Annotated in this window: 10 protein-coding genes; 8 read left to right on the top strand and 2 right to left on the bottom strand. The window is 72.4% G+C overall.

The genetic code is table 11. From position 1 onward, the window contains the following. Window positions 1-66: 66 nt before the first annotated feature. Entirely contained in the window at window positions 67-1,728 is a 1,662-nt protein-coding gene (locus ACFFQA_RS07180) for an FAD-binding dehydrogenase (protein ID WP_377850871.1), read from the bottom strand. Window positions 1,729-2,061: 333 nt separating this feature from the next. Here ACFFQA_RS07180 and ACFFQA_RS07185 point away from each other — a divergent pair, with 333 nt between their 5' ends. From ACFFQA_RS07185 to secD, 7 genes are all read left to right on the top strand, one after another. Next, complete coding sequence (locus ACFFQA_RS07185) at window positions 2,062-2,541, top strand: universal stress protein (RefSeq protein WP_377850872.1); 480 nt, start codon at window positions 2,062-2,064, stop codon at window positions 2,539-2,541. Window positions 2,542-2,602: 61 nt separating this feature from the next. Next, window positions 2,603-3,631 (top strand): FecCD family ABC transporter permease, encoded by a 1,029-nt coding sequence (locus ACFFQA_RS07190; RefSeq protein ID WP_377850873.1) that lies wholly within the window; start codon window positions 2,603-2,605, stop codon window positions 3,629-3,631. Then, the gene (locus ACFFQA_RS07195; protein ID WP_377850874.1) at window positions 3,631-4,635 is read left to right on the top strand and encodes a FecCD family ABC transporter permease; all 1,005 of its coding nucleotides are present in this window, start codon (window positions 3,631-3,633) and stop codon (window positions 4,633-4,635) included. Before ACFFQA_RS07190 ends, ACFFQA_RS07195 begins: the two co-directional genes overlap by 1 nt. A 28-nt stretch (window positions 4,636-4,663) precedes the next feature. After that, on the top strand, window positions 4,664-5,653 hold the full coding sequence (locus ACFFQA_RS07200) for an ABC transporter substrate-binding protein (RefSeq protein ID WP_377850875.1): 990 nt from the start codon (window positions 4,664-4,666) through the stop codon (window positions 5,651-5,653). Window positions 5,654-5,751: 98 nt separating this feature from the next. Further along, window positions 5,752-6,138, top strand: coding sequence for a hypothetical protein (locus ACFFQA_RS07205; protein ID WP_377850876.1), 387 nt, complete (start codon window positions 5,752-5,754; stop codon window positions 6,136-6,138). Between the two features lie 260 nt (window positions 6,139-6,398). Further along, window positions 6,399-6,770 carry a hypothetical protein gene (locus ACFFQA_RS07210; protein WP_377850877.1) on the top strand — a complete coding sequence of 124 codons (372 nt, stop codon included), beginning with the start codon at window positions 6,399-6,401 and terminating at the stop codon, window positions 6,768-6,770. An 82-nt stretch (window positions 6,771-6,852) separates the two neighbouring features. After that, window positions 6,853-9,162 (top strand): protein translocase subunit SecD, encoded by a 2,310-nt coding sequence (secD, locus tag ACFFQA_RS07215; RefSeq protein WP_377850878.1) that lies wholly within the window; start codon window positions 6,853-6,855, stop codon window positions 9,160-9,162. A 44-nt stretch (window positions 9,163-9,206) separates the two neighbouring features. On the opposite strand, the gene ACFFQA_RS07220 is transcribed toward secD, so the two are convergent. Continuing rightward, window positions 9,207-10,982, bottom strand: coding sequence for an ABC transporter ATP-binding protein (locus ACFFQA_RS07220; protein ID WP_377850879.1), 1,776 nt, complete (start codon window positions 10,980-10,982; stop codon window positions 9,207-9,209). A 128-nt stretch (window positions 10,983-11,110) separates the two neighbouring features. On the opposite strand from ACFFQA_RS07220, the gene ACFFQA_RS07225 reads away from it, so the two are divergent. After that, window positions 11,111-11,695, top strand: a complete 585-nt coding sequence (locus ACFFQA_RS07225; RefSeq protein ID WP_377850880.1) for a TetR/AcrR family transcriptional regulator — start codon at window positions 11,111-11,113, stop codon at window positions 11,693-11,695. Window positions 11,696-11,719: the final 24 nt, after the last annotated feature.

Below are 11,719 nucleotides of genomic sequence, written 5' to 3' on the forward strand. Positions count from 1 at the left end.
GGGGGGGGAGGGTGCCGGGGGGGGTGAAGGTGCCGGGGGGAGGTGGTGCCACCTGTAGGGCACGAGCTAGGCGGTGGCCGCGGCGGCGGCTCGCCCGGCCACGCGGCCGGAGAAGATGCAGCCGCCGAGGAAGGTGCCTTCGAGCGCGCGGTAGCCGTGCATCCCGCCGCCACCGAAGCCGGAGACCTCACCCGCCGCGTACACGCCGGGCAACGGCTCGCCGCTGGACTGGAGCACCCGGCCGTCGAGGTCGGTCTCCAGGCCGCCGAGGCTCTTGCGCGTGATGATCGACAGCCGCACCGCGATCAGCGGGCCCGCCTTGGGGTCGAGCAGCCGGTGCGGGGCGGCGACGCGGATCAGCTTGTCCCCCAGGTAGTTCCTGGCCCCGCGCAGCGCCGTGATCTGGAGGTCCTTGGTGAACGGGTTGAGGATCTCGCGGTCGCGGGCGCGGATCTCCCGCTCCACCAGCTCGGGGTCCAGCAGCGGTTCCGGGGTGAGCTCGTTCATCCGGCGGATCAGCGTGGCGAGGTCGTTCTCGACGATGAAGTCCGCGCCGTGCCGCTTGAACGCCTCGACCGGGCCGGGCGCGCCGGGCAGTGCCCTGCTCAGCACCTGGCGGACGCTGCGGCCGGTGAGGTCGGGGTTCTGCTCCGAGCCGGAGAGCGCGAACTCCTTCTCGATGATCTTCTGGGTGAGCACGAACCACGTGTGCTCGTGGCCGCCGCGCATGATGTGCTCCAGCGTGCCCAGGGTGTCGAAGCCGGGGAACAGCGGCACCGGCAGCCGCTTGCCGCGCGCGTCCAGCCACAGCGAGGACGGGCCGGGCAGGATGCGGATGCCGTGCATCGGCCAGATCGGGTCCCAGTTCTGGATTCCCTCGGTGTAGTGCCACATCCGGTCGCCGTTGATGGCGTTGCCGCCCGCCTTCTCGGTGATACCGAGCATCCGGCCGTCCACGTGCGCGGGCACCCCGGAGAGCATGTGCTCCGGCGGCGTGCCCAGCCGCGCCGGCCAGTTGCGGCGCACCAGGTCGTGGTTGCCGCCGATGCCGCCGGAGGTGACGACAACGGCCTGCGCGGAGAACTCGAAGGGCCGCACCTCGACACGGGAGCTCTTCTCGCCGCGCGCGGCGTCGCTGTGTTCGAGGACCTGGCCGCGCACTCCGTCGACGACACCGCCGGTGACGGTCAGCTCGTCGACGCGGTGGCGGCTCTTCAGGGTCACCAGGCCCCGGTCGACGGCCGCGCGGACCCGGCGCAGGAACGGTTCGACCACGCCGGGGCCGGTGCCCCAGGTGACGTGGAAGCGGGGCACGGAGTTGCCGTGGCCGGTGGCGTCGTAGCCGCCGCGCTCGGCCCAGCCGACGACGGGGAAGAACTTCATCCCCTGCTGGCGCAGCCACGCGCGCTTCTCACCCGAGGCGAAGTCCACGTACGCCTCGGCCCAGCGGCGCGGCCAGTGGTCCTCGTCGCGGTCGAAGCCCGCCGTGCCGAGCCAGTCCTGCATGGCGAGCTCGCGGGAGTCGCGCACGCGCATCCGCCGCTGCTCCGGGGAGTCGACGAAGAACAGCCCGCCGAAGGACCAGAACGCCTGGCCGCCGAGGGAGGCGGGCGGCTCCTGGTCCAGCAGCAGCACCTTCCGCCCGGCGTCGGCGAGCTCGGCCGTGGCCACCAGCCCGGCCAGTCCCGCCCCGACCACGATCACATCGGCGCTCGCCTCTGCCGCCATCACCACACCCTCCGCTAAACCCGAACGATTCTCACATCAAGGTCGTCTCCGCACCAGGCCCTGCCGCCGACCGCCGGGTCGGGGCGCAGCCACCCGCAACCGTAAGCGGTGATCGCTCGCCGCGAGCCGGAATGCCGACCGGAACACGAGCGGCTTCACCGGCCGAGGCCCTCCCTGCCCAACGAAACGGAAACGACCGCAGGGCCCCGGACCGAACTGTCCTTTGTGGCCGGTGCGCCGCTGCCCGACGAGCGGCACCGACCGACTTCCTCCCTGCGGCGGCCTCGAAGGCGTGATAGGGCTAGAGCACGTCGTCAGAAGGGAGGCCGCGCCATGAACGAGTGCGCGCGTCGGAACACCATCGTCGTCGGCGTTGACGGCTCCGAGCCGAGCGTCCAGGCCCTGCGCTGGGCCTTCAAGGAGGCCACGCTGCGCGAGGCCTCGGTGACAGCGGCGATCTTCTGGACCCCGCCCGGCATCTCGCCGTCGAGCATGCCGATCCCCGTGGTGACGCCGATGGACGACGAGACACGGGTCTACCGCGAGGTGCTCACCGACGCACTGGACCGGGCCCGGCCCGGCTACGAGCACGTGCCGGTGCAGGAGATCGTCGAGCCCGGCCTCGCGGGCGCGCGGCTGGTCGAGCTGGCAGAGGGCGCGGAGATGCTGGTGCTCGGCAGCCACGGTCACGGGCACGTGGTCACCGCGCTGGTCGGCTCGGTGAGCGCGGCCGTGGTGCGCAAGGCCAACTGTCCCGTGGTGGTCATCCCGACCCGGCTGGTCGAGGAGCTGGGGCACTCGCGGAACCAGTAGTTCGCTCACATTCCCCGGCCGCGGCTACGCCGCACAACTTAGGCATGGCTATCCTCACCGCGTGACCACGGCTGAGAACGCTCCCACGCGGGGGCGGCGCATCGCCCGGCCCGTCGGCCTGGTGCTCGCACTGGCCGGTCTGGCGCTGTGCGCGCTGCTGTCGGTCATGGTCGGCAGCCAGGACCTCGGCGTGAGCACCGTGCTGAGCGCCCTCACCAGCCAGGACGGCGGCCAGGCCGAGACGATCGTCTGGGGCCTGCGGGTGCCGAGGACCGGTTTCGGGCTGGCCGTGGGCGCGGCGCTGGGCATGGCCGGTGCGCTGATGCAGGGCCTGACCCGCAACCCGCTGGCCGACCCCGGACTGCTCGGGGTGAGCGCGGGCGCCTCGCTGGCCGTGGTGCTGTCCACCGGCGTGTTCGGCATCACCTCGCTCAGCGGCTACATCTGGTTCGCCTTCGCGGGCGCGGCCGTGGCGTCGGTGGTGGTCTTCGCGCTCGGCAGCACGGGCTCGGGCGGGCCGACACCGACCAAGCTCGCACTGGCCGGGGCCGGGGTGAGCGCGATGATCGGCTCGCTGACCACGAGCCTGCTGCTCTCCGACGCCGCCACCCTGGAGCGCTACCGGTTCTGGTCGGTCGGCGCGCTCAGCGGCCAGGACCCGGCGACGCTGCTCCAGGTGCTGCCGTTCCTCGCGGCCGGCGCGCTGCTCGCGGCCGCCGTCACCCCGGGGATGAACCTGCTCGCGCTCGGCGAGGACACCGCGCGCGGCCTCGGCCAGCGGGTCGGCCTGGTCCGGGGGGCCGGGGTCGTCGCGGTCACGCTGCTCGCCGGGGCCGGGGTCGCGGTGTGCGGGCCGATCGCTTTCGTCGGCCTGGTGGTCCCGCACGTGGCGCGGGCGATCTGCGGGCCGGACCACCGCTGGGTGCTCGCCTACTCCGCCGTGCTCGCGCCCGCGCTGCTGCTCGCCGCCGACGTGCTCGGCCGGGTCGTGTCCCATCCGGACGAACTGCACGTCGGGATCGTCGTCGCCTTCCTGGGCGCGCCGTTCTTCATCGCCCTCGTCCGCCGCCAGCGGATCTCGGAGCTGTAGTGAGGACACGGGTGCACCCCAGGACGGTGCTGGTCTGCCTCACCCTCGCGGTGAGCGCTTTCGTGCTGCTGTGCCTGGAGATCACGATCGGCGACTTCCCGCTGACGGTGCCGGAGGTGGCGGCGGGCCTGCTCGGCGCGGGCGATCCGGCGGCCCTGCTGGTGATCAACGAGATCCGGCTGCCGCGCGCGCTGGTCGGCCTGCTGATCGGCGTCGCATTCGGGATCGGCGGCGCGCTCTTCCAGTCCCTCGCCCGCAACCCGCTCGCCAGCCCGGACGTGATCGGCGTGACCGAGGGCGCCAACACCTTCGCCGTCGCGGCGCTGCTGACCAGTGCGGGCGCCGGGCTCGGGCTCGGGCTGCCCGCGATGGCCGTGCTCGGCGGGTGCGTGGTCTCCGCGATCGTCGTCGCGTTGTCGTGGAAGCGCGGCACCACCGGCTACCGCATCGTGCTCGTCGGCATCGGTATGGCGGCGCTGTGCGGCAGCGTCACCGACTACCTGTTGCTCAAGGTCGGGGTCTTCCAGGCGCAGCAAGCGGTCGTGTGGCTGATCGGCAGCCTCAGCGGTCGCACCTGGGGCCACGTCCACCCGCTGGGGCTCGCGCTGCTGGTGCTGGTTCCCGCCGCCCTGCTGCTCGGCAGGTGGCTGGCGGGTCTTGAGCTCGGCGAGGACGCCGCGCGCGGGCTGGGCGTGCCGGTGCAGCGCGCCCGGCTGGCGGTCATGGCGGTCGGCGTCGGCCTGGTGTCCTTCGCGACGGCGGCGGCCGGACCGGTCGCGTTCGTGGCGCTGCTCGCGCCGCAGATCGCGCTGCGGCTGGTGCGCTCCTCCGGTCCGCCGCTGCTGACCTCCGGGCTGGTCGGCGCGGTCGTGGTGCTGCTGAGCGACCTCCTCGCCCGCACCGTCCTGCCCTCCGGCGAGCTGCCGGTCGGCGTGATCACGGGCGTCATCGGCGCCCCTGTCCTGTTGTGGCTGCTGGCCAGGATGAACCGGCGCGGCGCTTAAGTACCCGTTCGATGCGGAAGGAACGACCATGACCACCTCACGACGCGGTTTCCTGGGCGCCACCGGGCTGCTCGCGCTGAGCGGGCTCCTGAGCGCGTGCGGCGGCGGCAGCGGCGCGGCCACCGGAACCGCCTGGGAGTTCACCGACGACCGCGGCGCGAAGGCCGGGCGCCCGGCGCGGCCGCAGAAGATCGTCGCCCAGATCACCGCCGCCGCGGCCCTGTGGGACCTCGGCATCAGGCCGGTCGGCGTGTTCGGCCCGCAGAAGCGCCCCGACGGCTCGGCCGAGGTCATGGTCGGCAACATCGACCTGGCGGCGACGCAGTCGCTCGGCACGACCTTCGGCGAGCTCAACCTGGACAAGTACGCCACGCTGCGGCCGGACCTGATGGTGACGGTGCTCTACGGCGACCAGCTCTGGTACGTGCCCAAGGAGTCCACGCCGACCATCGAGACCCTCTCCCCCGTCGTCGGCATCCGGCAGGACGGCCGCTCCGTCCGCGCCAGCATCGAGGCCTACATCACGCTCGCGGAGGCCCTGGGCGCGGACATCCGCACCCCGGCGATCACCGGGGCCAAGGCGGCCTTCGACAAGGCGGCCACCCGCCTGTCCGAGTCCGCGAAGGCCAAGCCGGGCCTCAAGGTCCTCGCGGTCAGCGCCACCAAGGACAAGCTCTACATCGCCACCCCCGCCTACCACGGCGACCTCCGCCTCTTCCGCGAGCTGGGCGTGGACGTGGTCGCGCCGGCCGCTCCCGACCCGGCGTTCGAGGCGCTGAGCTGGGAGCAGGCCGAGCGGTACCAGGCGGACGTGATCCTGGTCGACAGCCGCGCGGCCACGGCGATCCCGCGCAGCGAGCTCAACGCGATCCCGACGTGGTCCCGCCACCCGGCGGTGCGCGCGGGCCAGGTCCACGAGTGGGCGGCCGAGACCCCGTGCAGCTACCAGCGCTTCGCCCCGGTGCTCACCGCGCTGGCCGACGTGCTCGACAAGTCCCGCGCCGACGTCGTCGCCTGACGCGGGCGCTCACGCCGCTGAGGCCGGTGCGTGGCAGTCCGCTGTGGACACGCCACCCCGAAGTACCGCGTCGGCGTGCGCGTGGGCACAATCCCGCCATGACCTCCGTGCTCGGTTACTGGTCCGACGGCGTCCTGGACCCGCACGCGGTGGAGAACGCGGAGCTGAGCCTCCGCGAAGACGGCACGGGCTGGCTGTACTGGGTGAGCTGGTCGGGGAGCTTCCTGGTGCACCGCTTCACCTGGACCAGCACCGAGAACAGCCTGAACCTGCGCTTCGGTGTCTGTCTCTCCGGCACGTGGTCTCTCGACGACGAGAAGAACACCGTCCACGAGGTCGAGGAGCGGGAGTCGGACCCCAGGGACGTCACGCTCGGCTACACCGTGGACACCGACGGCACCCTGACGTTCTCCGAGCCCGTGCTCCTCGGCCTCGCTGGCACGCGCTTCGCCCGCACGACACCGGTTCCTGACCCCACCCGCTGAACCGCCCTGGTGCGGTTGAGCCCGTCGGCGAGCATCGCGCTCACCGACTTCTTCTTGCCGCGCAAGGGAAAGGCCAGGATCGCCGACCTGCGGCGAGCCGGGAGGTGAGCGGTGGCGCGCGTTGCTCGGCGGGGTCCTTTACTCCGTTCTCTGTGGACAAGGAACCCCGGATGGCCGGAGACACCTTGTGACGTAGCCCGCTACGCTGTGCCGCGAAGCCGGATGCGAACGGGAATGCGAACGGGAAAGGGCACAGTGGCGTGACCGGGACGAGCGCGATGCGACGGCCGTGGCTGTCGACGCTGCTGGTCATGCTCGCCGCGCTGGCCGCTCTCGGCCTGGCCTCCCCCGTCAACGCCGCGGCGGCCGACGACACCGACCACCACGCTCGCCACGTCGTCTCCGAGCTCGCCCACCCGAGCCCGACGCTGCGCGGCCGCCAGCACGCCTACGCGGTCCCGGTGCGCGGCTACTTCGCCGTCGGCCCGGTGCTGCTCGCGCTGCTGCCGCCCGCCGAGCCGGTGCCCGCGCCGCTGGCCCCGCTGGGGTTCGCGCCGCAGGACGCCCTGCTCGGCGACGTCGCCGCACCGGTGACGCCGGTCGGTTCACGGGCACCGCCCGCCGACCTCTGAGCGAGAAACGTCATCGGGCCGCACCGGCCCGCACATACCCCTGTCCACTGTAGACAGCCGGGTTCACTCGGAGGCTTACCCAATGTCGCGCCAACGCGCGCAGCGGGGACCCGTCGCGAGGGTGTTCATCGCCCTCGCCGTCCTCGCCGCGTCCCTCTACCTCGTGCTCACCACCGCCCCGCGCCTCGGTCTCGACCTGCGCGGCGGCACCCAGATCGTGTTGCAGGCCAACGACTCCGCCACGGCGAAGGCGGATGCCGAGACCACCGACCGCACCCTGGAGGTGCTGCGCCGCCGCGTCGACCAGCTCGGGGTCGCCGAGCCGACGCTGGCCCGCTCCGGCGAGAACCGGATCATCGTCGAGCTGCCCGGCGTTCAGGACCCGCGCCAGGCCATCGAGGTCATCGGCCGCACCGCGCAGCTGACCTTCCACCCGGTGATCAGCTCGCTGCCGCCGGGCACCCCGCCGCAGCAGCCGCCAGCCGGGCAGAAGGTGCTCGCCACCACCGAGGGCGAGCAGCTGCTGCTCGGCCCCACCGCGCTGACCGGCGAGGGCGTCGCGGACGCCTCGGCGGGCATGGGCCAGGACGGCCCCGGCTACGTCGTGTCGATCAACTTCCAGTCGGCGGGCGGCTCGGCGTGGGCCAAGCTCACCGGCCAGGCCGCGTGCGCGCCGGTGGGCAGCCCCGCCCGCCGCGTCGCCATCGCGCTGGACGACAAGATCATCTCAGCTCCCGAGGTCAACCCCTCGGTGAACTGCAACGTCGGCATCCTCGGCGGCTCGACGCAGATCACCGGCAAGTTCAGCAACCAGGAGGCGACCGAGCTGTCGCTGCTGATCAAGGCGGGCGCGCTGCCGGTGCCGGTGGAGATCATCGAGCAGCGGACCGTCGGCCCGACCCTCGGCGCCGACGCCATCCAGGCCAGCGTGGAGGCCGGGATCATCGGCCTGGCGCTGACCGCGCTGTTCCTGATCGTGGTCTACCGCTTCGCCGGGCTGATCTCGGTGATCGCGCTCGTCGGCTACTCCGCGCTGTCCTACGCCATGCTGCTGTTCATCGGCGCCACGCTGACGCTGCCCGGCCTCGCCGGCCTGGTGCTGGCGATCGGTATGGCCGTCGACTCCACGGTGCTGGTCTTCGAACGCACCAGGGAGGAGTTCCTCGGCACCAGGAAGCAGACGCTGCCCAAGGCCATCGACAACGGCTTCGGCAACGCGCTCTCGGCGATCGTGGACTCCAACATCACCACGCTGCTCGCGGCGGGCCTGCTGTTCTGGTTGGCGACCGGCCCGGTCAAGGGCTTCGGCGTCACGCTGACCATCGGTGTGCTCGGCGCCATGTTCGCCACCCTGGTGCTGACGCGGGCGCTGCTGTTCCTGGCCGTCCGCGGGCCGTTCGTCAAGCACCACAAGCTCACCGGCCTCACCCACCACGGCATCGTGCGGCGCAAGCTGGAGGAGCGCGACCCCAAGCTCTACGACCGCGCGGGCCGCTGGCTGATCGCCTCGATGGCGGTGCTCGTGCTGGTCTTCGCGGGCGTGTTCGTGCGCGGGCTCAACCTCGGCGTGGAGTTCACCGGCGGACGCGTGCTGGAGTACTCCACCGGCGCGGCCGCCGACGTGGAGAAGATCCGCAGCGCCGTCAGCGACGCGGGTTTCCCGCGCGCCATCGTGCAGGCATCGGGTGAGAACGCGGTGTCGGTGCGCACCGAGCCGACCGAGGAGACCGGGGCGATCCGGGACGCGGTCGCGAAGGCGGCGGGCAAGGCCGAGCAGATCCGTGACGAGAAGATCGGCCCGAGCCTCGGCGACGAGCTGCGCAACAACGCGGTGATCGCGCTGCTGCTCGCGGTCCTGGCGCAGCTGGCCTACCTGGCGTTCCGCTTCGACTGGCGGCTCGGCCTGGCGACCGTGGCCGCGCTGGCCGCCGACGTGCTGATCGTGCTCGGCGCGTTCGCGTGGATGGACAAGACGCTCGACGCGGTGTTCCTCGCCTCGATCCTCACGGTGATCGGCTACTCGGTCAACGACTCCGTCGTGGTCTTCGACCGGGTGCGCGAGCTGCGCGGGCTGCGGCCGAAGGAGAGCTTCGCCAGGGTCAGCAGCGCCGCGGTGCTGCAGACCCTGCCACGCACGGTGAACACCGGTATCGGTGTGCTGTTCGTGCTGGCCGCGCTGCTGGTGCTCGGCGGCGGCTCGCTGGAGGACTTCGCGCTGGCGATGCTGCTCGGCCTGATCGCGGGCACCACGTCGACCATCGTCACGGCGGCGCCGGTCGCGGTGCTGCTGGACAAGCGGTGGCCGGGCGCGGGCAAGCGGCGCGGGAAGAAGAAGTCGCACTACTCCTCGCAGCCGAGCCGCAAGCGCGACCACTCCGGCGCGGTGGTCTGACGGGAACGGGGTCACGGCTCACCAGCCGTGACCCCGCCCCTCCGCTATGCGGGAAGTGAGATGCGCAGCGCCGCGACGAGGTCGCGGTAGAGCTCGTCGGTGCGGAGCAGCTCCTCGTGGGTCCCGCTCGCCCGGCACCTTCCCTTGTCCAGCACCACGATCTTGTCCGCGTCGACCACTGTGGACAGTCGGTGCGCGATGGTCAGCACCGCGCCCTTGCGTGCCACTCCCCGGATCACCTCGTGCACCGCGGACTCGGTGAGCCCGTCCAGCTGCGCGGTCGCCTCGTCCAGCAACAGGATCTCCGGCTCGGTCACCAGCGCGCGGGCCAGCGCGATCCGCTGCCGCTCCCCGCCGGAGATCGCGGCGCCGGAGAGCTGGGTGTCCAGGCCGTGCTCCAGCCGCCGGACCCGCTCGTCGAGCCGGACCGCGCGCAGCGCCGCCCAGATCGCGTCCTCGTCGGCGTCGGCGTGGGTGTAGAGCAGGTTCTCCCGCAGGGTCCCCGGCAGCAGCGGGGTGTCCTGCTCCACGTAGACGATCCGTCTGCGCACGTCCTCGATCGACCACTGTCCGAAGGGGACGCCGTCGAGGGTGATCTCCCCGTGCTCCGGCCGCAGGAAGCGCAGCATCAGCGAGAACATCGTCGTCTTGCCCGCGCCGGAGGGGCCGACGAAGGCGGTGTGCCCGGTCCTGGCGATGTCCAGGGTCACGCCGTCCAGCGCGGGCGGGCCACCCGGCGCGTGCCGGGCGGTGACGTCGTGGAAGGACAGCACGGCCGCCGAGGCGCGCTCGCCGATCGGGGTCACCCCCGCGGTCTTGGTGGAGCTGGTCTCGTCGGCGTCCTCGGTGGCCAGGCCCTCCACCTCGCGGATGCGCGCGGCGGCGGCGATGCCGGACTGGAGGTGGGTCACCGACTGGGTCAGCGTGTTCACCGGGTCCATCACCTGGAAGGCGTAGAGCAGGAAGGCGACGAGGCCGGAGACGGCGAGCGCGCCGGTGCTCACCCGCCACGCGCCGAGCGCCAGGATGATCAGGATCGCCAACTGGAGGCCGAACCCGGCCACCGTCCAGGCGAAGGCGCGGATGCGCACCGCGCGCACGCTCTGCCGGTTGGACTCCCGCGCCTCCATGAGCACGCGGTCGCTCTCCCTGCCCTCGGCGCGGCTGGACTTGACGGTGCGGATCGCGCGCAACGCCCCCTCCAGCACACCGCCGAGGCGGCCGACCGCGGCCTGGGCCTTGCGCTGCGCGAGCGCCATCGAGGGCAGCAGCAGCGCGACGCCGATCCCCACCGCGGCGAGCACGCCGATCGTGGTGGCCAGCAGCACCCAGTCCAGCGTTCCCATCAGCACCAGCGCGCCGACCAGCATCACCGTGCCGTTGACCAGGTCGACGACGCTGGAGGCCGCGGCCTCGCGCAGCAGCACGGTGTCCGAGGTGACGCGGGTGACCAGCTCACCGCTGGAGCGGCCGGACAGCTCGCCGACCCGGATGCGGAACAGCCGCCGGACCATCGAGGTGCGGGCGTCGAGCACGATGCGCTCGGCGAGCCTGCCCAGGAGCAGCCACTGGCCCAGCGCCAGCAGCGACCCCAGCACCAGCAGCGTGACCAGCAGCGTCAGCGGCCCGCTGACCGGGGCCGACACCGCGAGGCCGTCCAGCACCGTCTTGGTGACCAGCGGTGCAGCCAGTGTGGCTCCGGTGGTGCCCAGTGCCAGCAGCAGGCCGAGCAGCAGCGCCCCCCGGTGCGGCCGGACGAAGGCCCACAGCACCCGCACGTTGCCCCAGTTGGCGCGCGGCGGCGGACTCGTTTCCGTCATCGCGACCGACCCCCTTTGAGAGTGTTGTATCCATCTTTCGGACTCAACAGTATCAGGATGAGACATCACTGTCCCATTCTTGGCGTGTGACGTCCTTCTCTGAAGATCAAAAGGGTTAGAGTGGGAGCATGACGAGCACGCGGACCCAGGAATCGGGCAGCAGGAGCCGGACGCGGCGGGCGATCGTCGACGCCGCGATCGTCCTGCTCGCCGCCCGCCCCACCGCCTCGCTCGCGGAGGTCGCCGAGGCGGCCAACGTCGGACGCAGCACGCTGCACCGGTACTTCCCCGAACGCTCGGAGCTGCTCTCGGCGATCATGGCGGACTCGGTGGAGCGGCTGCGGTCGGGGATCGAGGCTGCCGAGCTGGACAAGGGCACGCCCGCCGAGGCGCTGCGCCGGGTCGTCCAGGCGTACTTCGAGCTCAGCCCGATCCTGGCGCTGCTGGTCGGGGAGTCGACCACCGAGCAGAACGACGACCTGGCCGGGGCGCTGGACGCGGTCGAGGCCCCCGTCCGGCAGCTGATCGAGCGGGGCCGGGCCGAGGGCTGCTTCGACGAGCGGCTGAGCACCGACTGGATCAGCCGGGTGCTGTGGTGGGTGGTCCACGCGGGCGTGGACGCGGTCAACGACGGCGGCATGGCCAGGCACGCCGCGCTGGAGTCGATCATCAGGACGCTGGAGGGCGGCGTGCTCGCCACGCCGAGCGGCTGACCGCACGACAACGGCACCGGCCGT

Source organism: Allokutzneria oryzae (assembly GCF_042429765.1).
GTDB classification, from domain to species: Bacteria; Actinomycetota; Actinomycetes; order Mycobacteriales; family Pseudonocardiaceae; genus Allokutzneria; species Allokutzneria oryzae.